The sequence below is a fragment of the Mucilaginibacter sp. 21P genome, from assembly GCF_019331605.1.
Taxonomy (GTDB): Bacteria; Bacteroidota; Bacteroidia; order Sphingobacteriales; family Sphingobacteriaceae; genus Mucilaginibacter; species Mucilaginibacter achroorhodeus.
In genome coordinates, this window is the sequence record NZ_CP063061.1 from 1,249,990 (window position 1) to 1,269,463 (window position 19,474).

The following is a 19,474-nucleotide window of genomic DNA, read 5'->3' on the forward strand; positions in this document are numbered from 1 at the left end:
GGATTTGGGAGAGGCTTTCTAATGCAATTCCTTTCCCCCATATGGTTTATCTCATTGGCAGCGCTAAGCATTCCGCTGGTGATACACCTGTGGAATATCAGGCCGGGAAAAACGTTGAGAATAGGCAGCATATCGCTTATCAGCGAAGCATCAAAAGCAAGCAGTCGAAGCCTCAAGCTATTGGAGATCCTGCTGCTGATATTACGCTGCCTGCTACTGGCGCTGATCACTGCATTTTTGGCAAAGCCGGTATGGGAGAAGATCAATTCGGCTTCCAAAGCCAAAGGCTGGGTGCTTATTCCGAAAGAGAACTTTAAAGAGACCTATTTCAGGTTTAAACCGCAGGTAGATTCGCTCGTTAGCAAGGGGTATGAGTTTCATTATTTCAGTAAAGGCTTTGAAAAGCGCGATAGCACAAAACAACAAGTCGATACTGATTCTAACACTAACTACTGGAGCTTGATTAAGCAGCTTGAGAGAATCGGGCAAGGCAGACAGGTTTACATCTTCAGTCCGAATTTTAAAAAGCATTTCAAAGGCAGCAAGCCATCGGTAAGCATTAATCTAAAATGGCAAACCTACACCCCGGCAGATTCTGTAAGTAGATGGATAGTGTCGGCTGCATTCACAAACGATGGCAGCATTAAGGTAACCGATGGCACAAGCACTCCAAGCGGCACATCGTACATCAACATCCTACTAAAAGGCAATGGCGATGCCGTGCACGCCGTCCTCACCCAAAACGGACGGACAACGGTAAGCTTTAAAAACAGCAAAGAGGAGCCCATGCTGGTTGATACAGCTACACAGCGTATTGCCATTTATAATGATAAATATCCTTTAGATGCGCAATATCTGAAGGCTGCGCTGGATGCAGCAACGGCTTTCCATGGCACTAAAACAACCATCAAACAGTACAGTAACACAATCATACCCAATAAGAAGACCTGGCTTTTCTGGTTGTCCGAAAAGCCTGTGCCTGCAGCATTAGCTAATAATGCAAAGCACATTTTCGCTTACGCTGATGGGAAACCCATAGAGGTCAATTCCTGGATTGAGCCGGGACATATTGCTTTGAACAAACGTGTTGCTGCAAGTAAAATACAACAGCTCATTTGGACAGATGGTTTTGGGGATGCCATTCTATCTCACTCCCCCTTGAGGGGGCAGGGGGGCTTCTACCGCTTCTACACCCACTTCAACCCGGCCTGGAACAACCTGGTATGGAGCGATGATTTCCCTGCAATGATGCTAAAGTTGCTGTATCCGGAAACTGACAGCCAACCAAACAGCCACGATCGCCGTATCCTTACTGATCAGCATATACAGCCGGAGGTGGTTAAAGCTGCTTCGCACACATCTCCCTATCGCGTAAGCGAACAAAAGGATGTTTCAAGATATTTCTGGCTGTTGTTAATGCTGATATTTGCTGCAGAACGCGTGTTGAACTTTAAACTTAAACAACAGGAAAATGGCTGAGCAGGCAGGCTTACATAAAATACAAAGCCTGCGCAGGCGGTGGGTGACCTACCAGGTGCTGGAGGCCGTGCTGTTTGCGGCCTACGCCGCTCTGTACGTAGGTGCTATTACCTATTATTTTATCTCGCCGAAACTGCTTTGGGGTATACTCACGTTTCCTATTGCCTTATCGTTGATATTGCTTTTGCGTAAGCCTTGGCAAATGTCTGATAAAAAGATAGCCGCCTTCCTGGATAAAGAATATCCTGAGCTGCAAGAAAGTACCCAATTGTTGCTGATCCCCGCGCAGCAGCAAAATACCTTGCAACAATTAGCCTCGGCAAAGGCTGCGGAGACTTTAAGCAATTTAAAGGTATCTCATAAGCCATTTGCAAAGAAACTTGCTGTTGCTTTTGTTGCCTTGCTGGTAGCTACCGGCTTTATTTGGGCCATGGGTGAATTGTTCTATGTCGATCAGATCCTTTACACGCATGACCGCGATGTGGCCTTTTGCGCACCTGAAAAACCGGAAGTGCTGCTGCCACAGGTTAAGGGTGTCCACATCACCATTACACCACCGGCTTACATCAGCCGTACGCCGTTTACCTGGGATAAATTTAACATCACCATTAACGAAAACGCAAGCCTGCGTTGGGATGTGAAAACCAATGTGAGCGTTAAGGCACTTTCCCTCATTTTTAACGATGTACAGGAATTGAAGCTCCAACCCTCAGCAGATGGTAAGGAATGGGTGGGCAGCAAACAGCTAAGCAAACCCGGTTTTTACCAGGTAAAGGTGGATGGCAAACTATCCGACCTTTATCGCATCATTGTGTTAAAAGATGCCCCGCCGGTTATCCATATCAAAACGCCGAAGACCTATACGTACATCGATGCAGGTGAGGTACAGCGGGTAAATATCAGCGCTACGGTTGATGACGATCATGGCATCATCAACGCGCAGCTTGTTGCAACCGTAGCCAAAGGTCGCGGTGAAGGCGTTAAGTTTACTGAATATAAAATTCCGTTTGCGGAAGAATTCAGAGGGCAGAAAACTAAATACGATCTTGCTAAATTGATAGACCTGCCATCTCTGAAAATGGAGCCGGGTGACGAGCTTTATTTTTACCTGCAGGCGCAGGATACCTATCATCAGCAAAGCCGCTCTGATGTGTTCAAGGTGAGCATACAGGATACTGCGGAATTGTTGAGCATGACCGGCATGGTAGCAGGATCGAGCCTGAAGCCTGAATTTTTCAGGAGCGAAAGGCAGATCATTATCGATGCTGAGCAATTGCTCAAAGATAAAGACAGCATCAGCGCAGAGAAATTTAACATCCGCAGCAATAACCTGGCGATAGACCAAAAGTTGCTGCGCTTGCGTTACGGCAAATTTTTAGGTGAGGAAGCAGAGGACGAGATAGGCAAAGGCAATAATGACCTGGATAACCCGGAAGATTTCAGCAATGCCAAAAAGATATTGAAAGAGTACACTGACGACCATGACAATGCCGATGATGCAGGTTTGTTTGAGCCAACCATAAAAGCGCAGCTTAAAGCCACTCTTACTGAAATGTGGAAGGCCGAACTGCAACTGCGCCTGTACAAACCTGCTGCGGCGCTGCCGTTTGCCTACAAAGCGCTGCGATTGTTAAAGGATCTGCAGCAGAAATCGCGTGCGTATGTGGCAAAAACGGCTTACAACCCGCCACCATTAAAAATGGAGAAACGCCTGAGCGGCGAACTAGACAAGGTGACTTCGCCAACTGATAAGCAGGAAATAAAAGCTACTGCGGACAGGCAAGCTGCCCTGCGTAATGCTGTTGCTGTATTGCAAGATCTTAAAAAAGGCATGATACTTAACGCTACGCAAAAACATATTCTACAATTGGCAGATCAAAAGCTGAGCGAAAATGCCTCGGCGCAGCCGGGCGTTTATTTGCAAGCATTAAACGCTATGAGGCGTGTCCTGGCTACGTCCGCACCAAAACGGACGGACATAGAGCTGGTTGAGCGCGCCATTCAGAAAAGTTTATCGCCACTGAAGCCCGCACCAACATCGGCACAGTCGCCTGCCGATATGGGGCTATCTAAACAATATTTCAAAAACCTTAAAGCCTTGAACCGTTAATGCAAAGCTTGCCGCCATATCTTGTTATTATGGTTAGCGCCCTGGCTGCCATTATCTTTGGCTGGCTGGAGGTTAAACGGCGAAATAGATCGCGGTTGGGGTTGCGCTTGGCGGCGGTATTGATAGTAGTGGCAGCTTTGGCATGCATTGCCTTACCGCTTAAATACAACGCTACGCAAAGTGTCAACCAAGCTCAAAAACATATCTTACTCACATCCGGCTTTGACAACGACAGTCTGCCTACGGATATCAATAATCACATTTATACCTTAGATGCATCGGTAAATAAAAGATTCCCCAAGGCAAAGCTACTTACCGGATTGGATGAGTTACCTGATTTAAAATTGCTGCACATTTACGGCGATGGTTTAAAGCCATATCAATTAGAACAGTTGGAGGGAGTACCTATCGCTTTCCATCCATCATCTAAACCGCACGGTGTAATTGCTGCAAGTTGGCCGGAGAAAGTTAAAGATGGCGATAATTTGCAGGTACAGGGCTTGTATAACAATATATTGAACAAAAAAATTAAGTTAACCTTAAAAGGATCGGCAACGGCTCTTGATTCTGTCACTATCGAACCAAGATCTGAGGCTAAATTCAACCTTTCGGCTAAGCCAAAAGCCACTGGTGAGTTAGTTTATCAGTTATATGTCGATACTGCTTTGCAGGGTGATGTTCCGGTGCAGGTTATTCCTACTAAAACGCTTAAGGTATTGATGCTTTCGGCTTCGCCGGATTTTGAAACCAAGTTTTTAAAGAACTGGTTGGCGGGTAACGGCTATGCCGTAGCCATGCGCACAGTTATAAGTAAGGATAAATACAATACCGAGTTTATCAATTTGCCACAACCTAACATCAATAGCCTGTCAGCAACCATCCTTAATAAATTTGATGTGGTTATTGGTGATCTGTCTGTTTTGGCTTCACTGAACCCGGCAGAAGCAGCAGTGCTTAAACAGCAGATAAATGATGGCGGCTTGGGTGTCATATTACGGGCAGACAGTACTGATAAAAAAACGTGGCTGCAAAACGGTTTTGCTGTCGATAGGCCATCCGGCAAGGAAGCTTCGCCGGGTTTTATTAGTATCGGCACCCAAAAGAGCAGATCGGGTAAATTGCCGGTTGGGGCCGCATACATCAACCATAATAACGGTACGCAGGCTTTAGCTAAAACAGGTGCTAAAACAGTTGCTGCCATAGCGCAAGCGGGCGCAGGGAAGGTTGTATTTAATATCGTCAACAACAGCTATAGTTGGGTATTAGGTGGTGACAAAGAAGACTATGCCTGGTACTGGTCGGCGCTTATCAGTAACGCAGCGCGTAAAGCAGAACCAGATCCGTTAAAAATAACCTTCTCCTCACTTCCTGTTACCGGCGAACCGGTAAAATTCAATATTGATCGTGGCGATAGCGGCCCCATACTTATCAACAACGAACGTGTTGCCCCAGAGCAGAGCCAGTCCGTTCCGTTCTTGTGGTTTGCGGACGGACAAACAACGGCTCCCGGCTGGCAAACATTGCAAAGCGGTGGCCATTCGGCCTTATGGTATGCCTATCCGGGCGACCAATGGCTGGGCATACAATCCGCTCAAAAAATTGCCGCTACTACGGCTTATCAATCAGCCCATCCTATATTATCTGATGTAACAAAACAGATACAAGAAAAAATTAGGATTGACGTGCCAAAAATTTATTTTTATATGCTGCTGCTTGCAGCTTGTACTTTCCTGTGGATCGAGGCTAAGCTTTAAAGCCTCACCCTGCCCTCTCCATGGGAGAGGGTTCAAAAAGTCTTATATTAAAGTCCTCTCCTTTGGAGAGGATTTAGGTGAGGCAAACTATGTTTTTATTTAAACCGTCTTCCCCGGTTGGGAATTAATTTTTGGAGGACAAACTTTGAGAAGAAGAGATTTTATTTATCTGACGGGTATTGGAGCCGGTGCCATGGCCCTGCCGTCGTTAAACAGTTATGGCAACACCATTGATGTGCAGCGGGCGCTTGAGGGTATTGATGTAAGCCTTAAAAAGCAACTGGCTGATGCAGGCTTAAACACCGCAAAATCTGCCGGGGCAAGTTACGCCGATGTGCGCATTGGCCGTTACCTTAATCAATTTGTGATAACCCGCGAGAACCGGGTCATCAACGTAGCCAACACCGAATCATTCGGGGTGGGCATACGCGTTATTGCAAATGGCTGCTGGGGCTTTGCTGCCACTAACGAGGTAACCAAAGAAGGCATTGCCAAAGCTGCACAACGTGCAGTTGCAGTTGCCAAAGCCAACGCTAAACTGGGCAGTGCACCGGTACAACTGGCACCACAAAAAGGCTACGGTGAAGTAAGCTGGAAAACGCCTATCGAAAAGAACGCATTTGAAGTACCTATTAAGGACAAAGTCGACCTGTTATTAGGTACCAATGCCGTTGCCATGAATGGCGGTGCAAACTTTGTAAACTCCATGATATTTGCCGTTAACGAGCAAAAATATTTTGCCTCAACGGATGGCTCTTATATAGACCAGGACGTTCATCGCCTGTACCCAACTTTTACCGTGACCAAGATAGATGCGGCAAGTAACTCGTTTGAAACGCGCCGGTCGTTAAGTTCGCCAGTGGGTATGGGTTATGAATATCTGACGCCGCTTGCCGATCAGAAAATATCTTCCATTACGCCGTTGTACAAACAGCGTTACGATATGCTTGAGGATGTAAAGTTTGCTACAACACAGGCTGCAGAAAAGGTAAAATCAAAAAGTGTGGAGCCGGGTAAATACGACCTGGTTTTAGACCCAAGTCACCTTTGGTTAACTATCCACGAATCGGTAGGCCACCCAACCGAGCTTGACCGCGTGTTAGGTTATGAAGCCAACTTTGCAGGTACCAGTTTCTTAACATTGGATAAATGGAAATCGGGCAATTTTGCTTTCGGCAGCAAGAACGTAAATATTGTTGGCGATAAAACCCAGGTGGGTTCGCTTGGTGCTGTAGGTTATGATGATGAGGGCGTTGCCTGCAAAAAATGGGATATCATTAAAGATGGCATCCTGGTAAATTACCAGGCCATTCGCGATCAGGCGCATATTATCGGCTTAAAAGAGTCGCAGGGCTGCTGCTATGCACAAAGCTGGCAGGATGTGCAGTTCCAGCGTATGCCAAACGTATCGTTACAGCCGGGCAAAACGCCAATGGCCGTAAACGATATGATCAAAAATGTGGAAAAAGGCATTTACATTATTGGCGACGGGTCCTTCTCTATCGACCAGCAACGTTATAACTTCCAGTTTGGCGGACAGCTTTACTATGAGATCAAGAATGGTAAAATTGTAGGTATGCTTAACGATGTGGCTTACCAGGCTAATACCCGTGAGTTCTGGAACTCATGCGTGGCAGTGTGCGACGAGCGCGATTACCGTTTGGGCGGATCATTTAACGATGGCAAAGGCCAGCCAAGCCAAAGCAGCGCGGTATCGCATGGTTCATCAACAGCAAGGTTTAACGGTGTTAATGTAATTAACACAAAAAGAAAGATCGGATAAGCATATGCCTATATATACAAAAGAACAAGCGCAGGCTTTACTGAAGAAAGTACTTAGCTATTCAAAAGCCGAAGAATGTGAGGTGAACCTTGGCGGCAGCGAGGGCGGTAACGTACGTTACGCGTTAAACGCCGTTTCAACAGCAGGCGATATCAGCAATGTTGGCTTAAGCGTAACATCTGTTTACGGAAAAAAAGCCGGTTCAGCATCTATCGACCAGTTTGACGATGCATCATTGGAAAGGGTGGTACGCCGTGCGGAGGAACTGGCCCAACTGGCTCCTGAAAACCCGGAGTATATGCCGATGCTTGGCCCACGAGAATTTAAAGAATCTATCACCTTTAACGCAAATACCGCGGCCATGACGCCTGAGAGCCGTGCGGATATGGTTGGTAAAAGCTTACAGGTATCTAAAGATAGCAAACTGAACGCGGCTGGCTTTTTGGAGAACTCAAGTGGCTTTAATGCCATGATGAACTCGAAAGGTTTGTTTGCTTATAATAAAAGCAGTGATGTTACTTTCTCAGTTACTACTCGTAATGAAGCAGGTACCATCTCCGGCTATGCGGCACGCGGCTTTACTGACGTTTCTAAATTAGATACCGCCGCTGCAACACGTGTAGCTTGTATGAAGGCCAATGCTTCGGCCAATGCAAAGGCGTTGGAGCCCGGTAAATATACGGTGATATTAGAGCCTGTTGCAGCCACATACATGATGGAGAATATGTTCCGTTTTGATGCGCGCAGCGCCGAAGAAGGCCGTAGCTTCCTGAGCAAAAAAGGCGGGGGTACCCGTTTGGGCGAGCAATTGGTTGATCCGAAAGTTACCATCTATTCAGACCCATTCAATCCTGATCTTCCTGCCTCAACCTGGAATGGTGATGGCTTACCCCGCGAGAAAACGCTATGGATAGATAAAGGCGTGGTTAAAAACCTTTCTTACTCCCGTTACTGGGCGCAGAAGAAAGGCGTTGAGCCTGTTCCCGGTCCATCAAATATCATCATGCAGGGCGGCGACGCTACTTTAGAAGATCTGATCAAAAGTACAGAGCGTGGTATCCTGGTATCAAGGTTATGGTATATCCGTATGGTTGATCCGCAATCGTTACTGCTTACAGGCCTTACCCGCGATGGTACGTTCTATATCGAAAATGGCAAGATCATTCACCCGGTTAAAAATTTCAGGTTTAACGAGAGTCCGGTAATTATGCTTAACAATCTTGAAGCGTTAGGTAAAACCGAGCGCAGCATCAGCGTGGAGAGCTACCGCAGCTACCTGATACCACCAATGAAAATTAGGGACTTTACATTTAGCTCGTTGTCCGACGCGGTATAATCAACCTATTAAATAATTTACGCCACTGCCCATAAGCAGGGGCGTTTTTTGTTTATTTGTACCCCCAATATTAAACCCATGAATACCTTTCCTGTCGTTAGTTCTATTTTAGCCCCCAATATTTTAGCGCCTTATGTACAAGATGTTTACAATCTTGATACCGGTGTAACATGCAAGCTGCTTAAGGCAGGTGTTAATCATAGCTATCTGATCAATGATCAGGGCAGGCAGAAATATGTATTCAGGGTTTATAGCTTTGGCTGGCGCAACAGGCTTGAAATTGAGGAAGAATTGAGGTTGCTTAATCTGCTAAAGGACAACAATATACCGGTTAGCTATGCACTGCCTGATAGCGACGGCATTTACGTACAGGAGATATATGCTCCCGAGGGCATGCGTTACGGTGTATTGTTCACCTATGCTGATGGTGAGAAACTATTGAACTTCCCGGCAGATGTCCACTATTCCGTAGGGCGGATCATGGCGCAGATTCATCAACTAACGGAGGGCTTCTCACTCAAACGGAATACTTACACGGCAGAACTGATGCTGCAACGATCCGTAGAGCAGATCAAGGACTTTCTTCCCGAATCTTCCGCCGAAATGCATTGGATGCTTTCTACGCAACAAACTTTACTCAAACTGTGGGCCCATGCTGATGATAGCCAATTGCGGAAAGGTGCAGTGCATATGGATTTGTGGTTCGATAATATGAATATAACCGCAGAGGGCAAGATAAATTTATTTGATTTTGACTTTTGCGGTAATGGCTGGCTTTGTTTAGATATTGCCTACTATATCCTCCAGCTTTACAGCACCGAGAAAGTTAACACGGAACGTAACGAAAAATTGAACAGCTTTTTAGCGGGCTACGAAAGTATTTCGCCTATAAATGATGAGGAGCGCCGCCTGCTGCCTATGCTTGGGGTTAGCATGTATTTCTTTTACCTGGGTGTACAGTGCGAAAGATTTGAAAACTGGTCCAACGTTTTTTTAAACGAAACCCATTTAAAACGGTTTATTAATTTGTTGGTTAAGAAATATTTCGACGACCACGTACTTACATCATAAATATGAACACAACAAAGATCGGTTGGATAGGCCTCGGCCTGATGGGAACTCCGATGTCGCAGCAATTGCTTAAGGCAGGTTATCCTCTTACAGTGTATAACCGGAGTAAAGAGAAAGAAGCAGGATTAAAAGAGCAGGGCGCAAATACCGCATCAAGTCCTGAAGAATTATTAGGGCAATCAGATATCATCATCATTATGGTGACTGATGATAAAGCTATCCGCAGTGTTTTTGAAGGCGAAGACGGCTTATTAGCCGGCAAAGGTGACGGAAAAGTGATCATCAACATGAGTACGGTGTCGCCTGCTATCAGTAAAGAAATGGCGCAGCAATGTAAGGCACATGGGCTTAGCTATCTTGATGCCCCTGTATCCGGCAGTGTAAAACAAGCAGAAACCGCACAACTGGTGATTATGGTTGGCGGCGAGCACAACGTATTTGAAAAGGTTAAACCGGTTTTAGAAACAATAGGCAAGTTGGCCTTAAATGTTGGCGACACCGGAGCAGGTAACGCGGCAAAGCTTGCCATAAACACGCTGTTAAGCTTTTACACACAAGGACTGGCTGAGGCGCTTATTCTTGCAAAAAATAACGGGATAGAGCCACAAGTGCTGCTTGAGCTTTTAGGTAATGCAGCCATCGCCAACCCATACACCAAGCTAAAGGGCGAAGCCATCGTAAACAATAATTTTAAACCGGCATTCAGCTTAAAAAATATTTTAAAAGACCTTAAACTCTCGCGGGATATCGGTTTGACTACACCTTTAGGCAAAACAGCTTTAGCAACATTTGAGGCCGCATCTCAAAAGCATGGCGACGAAGACCTGATAGCCGTTTATAAATATTTGAATGGCGATAACTAATCGCGTTTGCGTTTCAGGGTATAAGATGGCTTGTTAGATTTAATGTGTTCGGCATCATCATACAGGTACAGGATTTTCTTGTTGATGATAAATGAATAAGATTTTTGGCCGGCGGCATTCATGTTAAAGATGATCTCGTCATGGCTGTGCTGCGGATCGGCAATATGGTCGTTCTGTACAAAATAGGTGTTTAAGCCGGGCAGGCCACTAACTTTGCCATCATCGGTGAAACGGGCGTTGACAGGCTTGCCTGTTGCATCTGTTCCCTGGTAGTTTCCGCTAAGTATTGCCTGGTTGATCATCAGGTTCATGGCAGTTGCAAGATCACTTACCTTATTTTCATCAGGTGCTTTAATGTATTGGGCGCTACTGGTTTCTTTTGTTCTGTTGTCGTAATGATAGATGATAAGCGTGGTATCGCTATTTTTAAGCTTGTAGCTCAACTCGTCATTACCAAAAACAATGGTTGTGGTATTTCTGCCGGGTTGAAACCTCAAGGTTAAAGTTTCGCCCTCATGGTTATTTACCACCGCGGCCACAGGTATGCTATCGCCCTTCATTTTTGAAGTATCGATGCGGAATACGGTAACGCCCACGCCATGGTCAACCGCCTCCAGTGGTGATTTGCTTTTCTTTACCTTTTTAATGTAATCCTTTTTAACCCAGGTGCCATTTATCAGTGGTTTAAATTGCTGTACCAGTTCGGGGCCCTGGTTAAGTGGTTTATCAGCACTTTGCTGGTTGTTATCGCAACTACAAAACAAGACGGCGGATAAAACAAGTGGTACAATACGCTTCATGCAGATAGTTTATAATGCCTAATATAAACTTTATGTTATCAAAAAACATGCTACGGAAGCGTATTGTTAAAACTTGGGGGTTTAAAAACTATTCGGATATCATACTGTACTATGATAACGTTTAACTTCTAAACTTCTTTCGTAAATTTGTGCTCATCTAATTCCACGCCTGCATGAATGCTGATGCCGTTAAAGTGCTGCCCGGTAAATATTGTAATTCGCTAACAGATTATTCGCGCTTCGTTACTCGCGAAGTATTTATTGGCGATGTGCCTATGGGTGGCAATAACCCCATCCGCATACAAAGCATGACCACTACCGATACCATGGATACAATTGGTACCGTTGAGCAGACCATCCGTATGGTTAACGCCGGCTGCGAGTATGTGCGCATTACCGCACCAAGCATTAAAGAAGCCAATAACCTGGCCGAAATAAAAAAGCAGCTCCGCATGCGCGGATGCAATGTGCCGCTTGTTGCCGATATACACTTTACGCCTAACGCGGCCGAAGTTGCTGCCCGCATAGTAGAGAAAGTACGTGTAAATCCCGGTAACTACGCCGATAAAAAGAAATTTGACCAGATAGACTATACCGATCTTGAGTACAGGGCCGAGTTAGAACGCATATTTCAAAAGTTTAAACCTTTGGTGGGCGTTTGCAAGGAATATGGTACTGCCATGCGCATAGGCACTAACCACGGCTCACTAAGCGATCGCATCATGAGCCGTTATGGCGATACCCCACAGGGGATGGTAGAAAGTGCCATGGAATTTATCCGCATGTGCGAGGAACTGAATTACTATAACCTGGTAGTATCCATGAAAAGCAGTAACCCGCAGGTTATGGTACAAGCTTACAGGTTACTGGTTGAAACCATGGTGGCCGAAGGCATGAATTACCCGTTACACCTTGGCGTTACCGAAGCCGGCGACGGTGAGGATGGCCGTATCAAATCTGCCGTGGGCATAGGTACATTATTGGAGGATGGCCTCGGCGATACAGTGCGCGTATCATTAACCGAAGAACCCGAAGCAGAAGCGCCGGTTGCAATTGCTTTAGTTCAGCGCTACGCGCTTAGAAGTCAAAAGTCAAAAGTCGAAAGTCAAAAGAATGAAACAACTCCCTCTCCTTTGGAGAGGGCCGGGGAGAGGCTTTTATACTCTCCATACGAATATAAAAAACGCGAAACCTATGAGGCCAACGCCTTTATAGGTGGGCATATGGTGCCGCGCGTAGTTATTGATCTGCAGCACGCTAATCTTAAAGATCCATCGGTGTTGAATGCAGCCGGCTACATTTATTCGCCGTTGCTGGATAAGTATAACATGGGTGAGCAATCTGTTGATTTTGTTTTCCTGGGCGATAGCTTGCCATCGTTTAACATGCCGGGCAACTTGCGCCAGCTTTACAACTACAATACCTGGAAAAAGCTTGCCAATAAAATGCTTTGCCACCCCCTGTTCACGCTTGAAGAATATACTGCGGCAGACGCAGACCGTTCATCGGCACTTAACCTGGTACGCATAACTCATGCCGATTTGGATACCGACGCTTTTGGCGCTATTCCTTTAGACAGATCTTTGGTATTTGTACTGGAAACTACCGAACTTCACGGAATGGCCGATCAGCGTTCGTTCTTCCTTAAAATGCTGGAAATGGGCCTCGATATACCGGTTATTGTTAAGCGTACTTATGATTTTGAAAGCCCAAATCCAAAATCCAAAAGTCAAAACGAGGAAGCGGATCTCGCATCTCACATCTCAGATCTCAATACTAATTTACAACTCTTCGCCTCAACAGACCTCGGTGCTTTGCTGGTTGATGGTTTTGGCGACGGTATATGGATTGATGCACTTCAATTGCCGTCAGGTATAATAACTTCAACCGCTTTCGGTATTTTACAGGCTACCCGCTCGCGTATCTCTAAAACAGAATATATCTCGTGCCCAAGCTGTGGCCGTACCTTGTTTGATCTGATGGTAACCACACAAATGATCCGCAGCCGTACAAGCCATCTTAAAGGATTAAAGATCGGCATTATGGGCTGCATAGTAAACGGCCCCGGTGAAATGGCCGATGCTGATTACGGCTATGTTGGTTCGGGGCCGGATAAGATCACGCTGTACCGCGGCAGGGAAGTGGTGAAGAAAAATGTGAATACTGATAAAGCGCTTGATGAACTCATTGATATCATCAAAAGCGACGGGAATTGGATTGATGCGGTGGAAGATATTTAACCACCTGACCCATCATTGCGAGCGATAGCGCGGCAATCCCCTACTTACAGAGCAGCTCTACCAATGGAGGATTGCCACGTCGGCTACGTCTCCTCGCAAGGACGAGGCAAGAACTTACTTCTTCAACACATACTTCCCATACACTCCCAGTGGTGCTATCCTATTCTCAAATATCACCTGCGGACTGGCGAAGAACTTTTTGAAATCAGCCTCGCTTATCTGTCCTGGGTAGGGTGCGTAATAATGATCCGGGCGGCCGTTGCGCCAAATCATAACGTATGATGGCTGATGGTTAGCAAGTATGGGTTGCAGCACGGTGGTCCACCAATTGGCTTGCGGAATTTGTTCATATCCTGTCTCCGGTAAGCAGGTAAGCTTATTATTTCGTTTGGCAATGCCATCAATAATGCCCAATCGTTTATCAAGGTTGTATTTGTAGTCTTCAATATTTTTATAGCAATAATTATCGAAGCCGATAAAATCTACATAGCCGTTGCCGGGATAGCGCTGTAAAAAATCGGTCTCGCTGTTAAAATCGGCTTCAGAGAATACAATGAGCAGGTTATGCAACTTTTTAGTTTGGCGCAGGTAATCGATAGTGAATCGCCATAGCTGCTTAAACTCTTCCGGGCTGCTTGTGTTGGCACACCACCAAAACCAATTGCCGGTCAACTCATGAAAAGGGCGAAAAAGGATAGGTATCTGTTCTCCGTCATCACCTTTTAGGTCGGCCATGTAGGCGGCTGCCTTATCAAGCCATTGCTTATAGGTCTCGTGATGCTCCCCGCAGGGCAATATGGTTGCAACGGTACGCATGCTGGTATCCCAGGCGGTTTTACCATTGGCAGGGTTATCCATGTGCCAGCAAAATGTATTGATGCCGCCCCGGCGGTAGGCCTCCTGTACCAGTTGTTTTTGATATTTAAAAGGTACGCCGTTTATATCGCGAACGCTGTCGTGTTCTATCTTAGCCAGGTCCCAGCCGTAAATGGCCGGATAGGTTCCGGTAACGCTTTTTACGTCAGACTGATCTTTCACAAAGCACCAGCCAACGCCATAAGCAGTATCATCATGGTGGCCAAATATGGTACCTGCCCCTTTAAGGCGCTGCATACTGTAGTAAAGTTGCCTGGTTTCGTTAGTAGCTTGCGGGTCGCTGGGGTTAAATAACTGTGCATTTGCCGGCAGCCAAAGTGTTAGAAAAACCGTTATCAATAAAAACAAATACCGGCGGCAGATACTAAATCGCAAACTCATTTCACCTCAATTTTAAAATCTAAGACAAAGTTTAAAGGCCATGAATGAGAAAGTTTGAACGTTCCTATCCCTAATCAAATCATAGCCCCAATTATTATACAACATACTTGTGTATCAACTTAATGCCTGCATTAAAACAATTATTACAATTAACTGATTTAACTTTTGAAACAAATCGGTCAATCCGGGTTTCTATATCTTACGTAAATTATACCTTTGCCCAGTTAATGGAAGGCACAGAATCGACATCAGGCACAGCGCTATCGCGCTTTAAAAAAATTGGAAACGCAATATCAGATTTTTTCCTGATGCTGTACCGTATCTATGCCTTTGTAATTCGTTTTTTTAAGGAAGTTTTTCTACCGCCTTACGAGTTTAAAGAAGTGGTAAGGCAATGTTATGAAACCGGCGTTAGGTCATTCACGCTGATAACCCTTACCGGTTTTATCATTGGGGTTATCTTTACCAAGCAAAGCCGCCCTTCACTCACAGAATTTGGTGCAACATCATGGCTGCCGTCACTGGTATCTATCGCTATCATGAAGGCACTTGCACCATTGGTAACGGCGCTTATCGCAGCCGGCAAGGTGGGTTCAAGCATAGGTGCGGAATTAGGTTCTATGCGGGTTACCGAGCAAATTGATGCTATGGAAGTATCCGGCACCAAGCCCTTTAAATTTTTGGTATGCACACGTGTTATTGCCACAACATTCACTATACCATTGTTAGCTACTTATGTAGCACTTATTGCCTTGTTCGGCGGGTATTTGAACATAGCACAAAACGAGGGCACCAGCTACGCTACGTTTATTGAACAGGCCTTTGAGCCTATAACCTTTGTGGATATTTGGGCATCGTTGGCTAAGGCTGTAGTTTTTGGCTTTACTATAGGTATAGTTGGATGTTACCAAGGGTATAATTCAACCAAGGGTACCGAGGGCGTTGGTAAAGCTGCTAACGGCGCAGTGGTAACAGCAATGTTTATTGTGTTTATTGAAGAAGTTTTAATTGTACAGATAGCCGGATGGTTCCGCTAATATAAAATGGAAAAGCAAAAGGCAAATATCGACATGAATAACGAGGTGATCCGCATCCGCGGGTTGCAAAAATCGTTTGGCGATTATCACGTATTGCGCGGTATCGATCTTGATCTTTACCAGGGCGAGAACCTGGTTGTATTAGGCCGATCAGGTACGGGTAAATCGGTATTGATAAAACTGATATCTGGCATGCTTTACCCTGATACCGGCACCATAAACGTGTTAGGGAATGAGTTAACCACCATAACAGAAAAGGAAATGGAAGCATTGCGTATCCGTATTGGCTTCTCTTTTCAAAACAGCGCATTGTATGATAGTATGACGGTGCGCAAAAACCTGGAGTTTCCATTAGTGCGTAACCGCAAGGGCATCACCCGCAAGGAGATAGACACCAATGTACACAGCGTTTTGGATGCGGTTGGCTTATCGCAAACCATTAACCAGATGCCGTCAGAACTATCTGGCGGGCAGCGTAAACGTATCGGTATAGCGCGTACACTGATCCTTAACCCGGAGATAATGTTGTATGATGAGCCTACGGCTGGTTTGGACCCTATCACTTGTATTGAGATAAACGAATTGATAAACGAAGTGCAGCAGCGCTATAATACATCATCAATAGTTATTACACACGACCTTACCTGTGCTAAAATGGTGGGCGACCGTGTGGCGATGTTGCTTGATGGACAGTTTCAGCGGGTTGGTTCTTTTGACGAGGTTTTTGCAACGGATGATGCCCGCGTGAAACCTTTTTATGATTATAATTTTATAGAATAAAGATATAGTATCCATTATGGACGCAGCAGAAAGTAAAAAATCAATAATTGTAGGGGTATTTGTGTTTTTAGGCGTTGCAGTATTTGTACTGGGCGTACTAACCCTTGGCGGGTCACAAAAAACCTTCGTAAAAAGCATTCACATCAGTTCAAAGTTTAACGATGTTGCAGGGCTTAAAAAAGGTAACAACGTGTGGTTCTCCGGCGTTAAGGTGGGTACCATTAAAGAGATCAAATTTACAGGCCTGCACGAGGTAGATGTGATCATGAGCATAGATGCAGCAACCCAGTCTTACATTCACCGTAACGCAGGTGTGCGCATTAGCAGCGATGGTTTTATCGGTAACAAGATCATCGTGATAGACGGCGGCAGCCCGCAGGCGCCTATTGTACAGGATGGTGATGTTTTACAATCAGAAAAGTTATTGTCTACCGATGATATCATGAAAACCCTGCAACAAAATAACCAGAACATCCTGGCCATAACCAATGATTTTAAAACGCTGAGCAAAGATATTTTGTCAGGTAAGGGTACCGTTGGTGCATTGCTTGCAGATAGTACCATGGGTAACCAGTTAAAGCTTACCATGCGTAACCTGGCAAGTGCAACAACAAGCGCATCAAAAATGGCCATGCAGTTGAACAGCTTTAGCCAAAAGATAAATACCAAGGGGGGGTTTGCTGATAACGTACTTACAGATACCATTACATTCAATCGTATCCGTTCATCGGTTACCAAATTGCAGGAAGCTGCAGCAAATGCCAGCACACTTACAGATAACCTGAATAAAGCATCAAACAAGCTTAACACCACTGATAATGCCCTGGGCGTCTTGTTAAATGATCCTAAAATGGCAACGCAGGTAAAAAGTACTATGAACTACTTGCAACAAAGCTCAGTAAAATTAAACGACGACCTTGAGGCAGTGCAGCACAATTTCCTGCTTAAAGGTTTCTTTAAAAAGCGAGAGAAAGCGAAACAAGACAGCTTGAAAAAAGCAATGTAAAAATAACAAAGGCGATGAGCAATCATCGCCTTTGTTATTTTAAGCACTATTATTTCTACATCAATTCTTCTTTTCCTTTTTTAGCTGCTCTCTAAAATTCTTATCCTCTTTCTCTTTTTCCTTTACTGCTTTTTTGATGATCTTCTCTTGCTCTTTCTTGTCTTCTGTATCCTGCTGCGCGTTCAACCGTTTCTCTTGTGCCGGGCCTACACCTGCGCAGTTCTTAATTCCATTAAGCAGCACATGCCATACTGTTTTAAAGAAAGGAAAGTTCTTAGGACGAATGTAAACCACGTTAGCCAGTCGGGGCGTAGTATTGCCGTCATCAGGGTTATCGTGCTTAAGCACAACGGTATTTACCAGGGCTGTTAACAGCGTGTTTTTAGTGTAGTTGGGCCGAAGCATGTCTACGCTTAGGTCTTTATATAAAAGTGAGACTGTACCTTTAGAGATCTTTTGTGTGCTGTAGACATTAAAGTCAAGGGAAGTTAAATGGCCCTTAGTAACTTTCACCATACCAAGCGGCATCAATACCGGGTTTATAGCCAATAAGTCCATCGTGGCAAGATGGCCTTTATAACGGTAACTGTAGGCCGCATCGCTTAAATTAAAAGCAAAGTGGATATCGAACCTACTGTTTCCCAAAAATGTGCTGCTGATATCTGCAGTGGCAATGTTGTTCTTTTGAAGCAGATCCTTCCGGTTTGTAATATTTAATAATCTTCCGTTGGTGTTATTGAATTTAAGGTGACCAAATTTCATCGTATTTTGGTTCCGCTCAGCGTAGCTAAAATTCATACGTTTTATTTCAAGCGTATCTACATTGACAGGAAAAGGAATTTTATTACGGATAGCCCAATTGGGGAATGTGACAAGCCTGTCTGTAGTTGGCAAGGGGCCATTGTAGTTACTATATAAACCAAAATTACCTTGATCAATTATAAGTTTTTGTACGTCAATGCTTTGGTCTCGCTGAAAGCCATCGTAATCAAAATTGTACAATACCATATTATCGATATGGAGATCGAACCTGTCGTTTTTGCTTTTGCTAAAAAAAGCAGGGTAAGCTACAGGTATAAGATCAATCCCCTTAACAATTAGTTTTTTTGTTTGGGTTGAGAGCTCTGCTGATCTCACCTTAAATGTGTACAGCCCGTCGGTAGATTTACTATTGTAGTTGTAAAATTTGGTTGTGATATTTTTAAAGAACAAAAAACGTGTAGTATCACTTTCAGATGTGGAATCTATCAGCAAGTTGCTACCCATAATATCCATATCTTTCAATTCGGATATGGATGGTTTGGGCCCGGTATAGTCAATATTTTTTAAATGGACGTCACCGAGCCTCAATTCGCCCACGCTTACCAGCTTAAAGGTCTTTTCAATCTTTTGATAAAGCGTTCGGTCATCTTTTTTATTACTATCGGGTTTATTGGCGTATTTGCTTGCGGTTATATCAGGCTTATCCAACGCAATGCGTGAAATTTGCAGATTTTTGTTGAACAAAAGGTCCGTTATTTTTACACCCGATATTATAAGGCGTTGCACTTGTAGTTGATAAAGGCTGTTTGGGACACGCTCTTTCTGCTTTCGTTTTGCTCTATAGACATCCACCGAAGGGTTTAAACGGATACTGTAGAATGTTGCCCTACCGCGGAGTACGTTTAATTTTATATCGCTAAAATCAATACTGTACATGCTGTCGCTGCCCTTGCTTACAGCGGTTTTTAACTTTTCAGAGAGTTTATTTTCGAGGTAATTGTTGAGAAATAGCACAGGTATCAGTAGCACTATCAAAAATATTCCCGATGCTATGAGCAGCATTTTGAGCCACCTGTTCTTCCTTATCGTGTCTGCCATAAATAATGGTGGCTGTAAGCGTTTCTTATTCCTTAAAGTGTTAACAACAGAAAACCGAATTTGTTAAGCGCTGACAAACTGTCACGCTGGTAATGAAT

14 protein-coding genes are annotated in these 19,474 nt (G+C 44.7%); 11 read left to right on the forward strand and 3 right to left on the reverse strand.

Annotated features, from left to right (window positions below):
• Positions 1-21 precede the first annotated feature (21 nt).
• The 7 genes from INP83_RS05530 to INP83_RS05560 all read left to right on the forward strand — a co-directional run bounded on the left by INP83_RS05530 (position 22) and on the right by INP83_RS05560 (position 10,396).
• Entirely contained in the window at positions 22-1,479 is a 1,458-nt protein-coding gene (locus INP83_RS05530; RefSeq protein WP_219126622.1) for a BatA domain-containing protein, read from the forward strand.
• The gene (locus tag INP83_RS05535; protein ID WP_219126623.1) at positions 1,472-3,589 is read left to right on the forward strand and encodes a hypothetical protein; all 2,118 of its coding nucleotides are present in this window, start codon (positions 1,472-1,474) and stop codon (positions 3,587-3,589) included. The genes INP83_RS05530 and INP83_RS05535 overlap by 8 nt, the downstream gene beginning before the upstream one ends.
• Before the next feature lie 29 nt (positions 3,590-3,618).
• Positions 3,619-5,343, forward strand: coding sequence for a hypothetical protein (locus INP83_RS05540; RefSeq protein WP_219126624.1), 1,725 nt, complete (start codon positions 3,619-3,621; stop codon positions 5,341-5,343).
• A gap of 145 nt (positions 5,344-5,488) precedes the next feature.
• Entirely contained in the window at positions 5,489-7,126 is a 1,638-nt protein-coding gene (locus tag INP83_RS05545) for a TldD/PmbA family protein (RefSeq protein ID WP_219126625.1), read from the forward strand.
• 4 nt (positions 7,127-7,130) lie between these two features.
• Positions 7,131-8,462 carry a TldD/PmbA family protein gene (locus INP83_RS05550; protein WP_219126626.1) on the forward strand — a complete coding sequence of 444 codons (1,332 nt, stop codon included), beginning with the start codon at positions 7,131-7,133 and terminating at the stop codon, positions 8,460-8,462.
• A gap of 78 nt (positions 8,463-8,540) precedes the next feature.
• Positions 8,541-9,533: a phosphotransferase gene (locus INP83_RS05555; RefSeq protein ID WP_219126627.1), complete on the forward strand. Its 993-nt coding sequence runs from the start codon at positions 8,541-8,543 to the stop codon at positions 9,531-9,533.
• Positions 9,534-9,535: 2 nt separating this feature from the next.
• A complete protein-coding gene (locus tag INP83_RS05560; RefSeq protein WP_219126628.1) occupies positions 9,536-10,396 on the forward strand; it encodes an NAD(P)-dependent oxidoreductase in 861 nt (286 codons plus the stop codon).
• On the opposite strand, the gene INP83_RS05565 is transcribed toward INP83_RS05560, so the two are convergent.
• Positions 10,393-11,196: a hypothetical protein gene (locus tag INP83_RS05565; protein ID WP_219126629.1), complete on the reverse strand. Its 804-nt coding sequence runs from the start codon at positions 11,194-11,196 to the stop codon at positions 10,393-10,395. The two genes, INP83_RS05560 and INP83_RS05565, sit on opposite strands and share 4 nt — an antisense overlap.
• Positions 11,197-11,369: 173 nt before the next feature.
• Here INP83_RS05565 and ispG point away from each other — a divergent pair, with 173 nt between their 5' ends.
• A complete protein-coding gene (gene ispG, locus INP83_RS05570) occupies positions 11,370-13,436 on the forward strand; it encodes a (E)-4-hydroxy-3-methylbut-2-enyl-diphosphate synthase (RefSeq protein ID WP_219126630.1) in 2,067 nt (688 codons plus the stop codon).
• Positions 13,437-13,550: 114 nt separating this feature from the next.
• On the opposite strand, the gene INP83_RS05575 is transcribed toward ispG, so the two are convergent.
• Complete coding sequence (locus INP83_RS05575) at positions 13,551-14,693, reverse strand: glycoside hydrolase family 26 protein (RefSeq protein ID WP_219126631.1); 1,143 nt, start codon at positions 14,691-14,693, stop codon at positions 13,551-13,553.
• Positions 14,694-15,001: 308 nt separating this feature from the next.
• Here INP83_RS05575 and INP83_RS05580 point away from each other — a divergent pair, with 308 nt between their 5' ends.
• The 3 genes from INP83_RS05580 to INP83_RS05590 are packed head-to-tail and all read left to right on the forward strand — an operon-like array spanning position 15,002 to position 17,516.
• Positions 15,002-15,730, forward strand: a complete 729-nt coding sequence (locus INP83_RS05580) for an ABC transporter permease (RefSeq protein ID WP_255563306.1) — start codon at positions 15,002-15,004, stop codon at positions 15,728-15,730.
• Positions 15,731-15,736: 6 nt separating this feature from the next.
• Positions 15,737-16,510 (forward strand): ABC transporter ATP-binding protein, encoded by a 774-nt coding sequence (locus INP83_RS05585; RefSeq protein WP_146269130.1) that lies wholly within the window; start codon positions 15,737-15,739, stop codon positions 16,508-16,510.
• Between the two features lie 16 nt (positions 16,511-16,526).
• A complete protein-coding gene (locus INP83_RS05590; protein ID WP_219126633.1) occupies positions 16,527-17,516 on the forward strand; it encodes an MlaD family protein in 990 nt (329 codons plus the stop codon).
• 60 nt (positions 17,517-17,576) lie between these two features.
• On the opposite strand, the gene INP83_RS05595 is transcribed toward INP83_RS05590, so the two are convergent.
• Positions 17,577-19,376: a hypothetical protein gene (locus INP83_RS05595; RefSeq protein WP_219126634.1), complete on the reverse strand. Its 1,800-nt coding sequence runs from the start codon at positions 19,374-19,376 to the stop codon at positions 17,577-17,579.
• Positions 19,377-19,474: the final 98 nt, after the last annotated feature.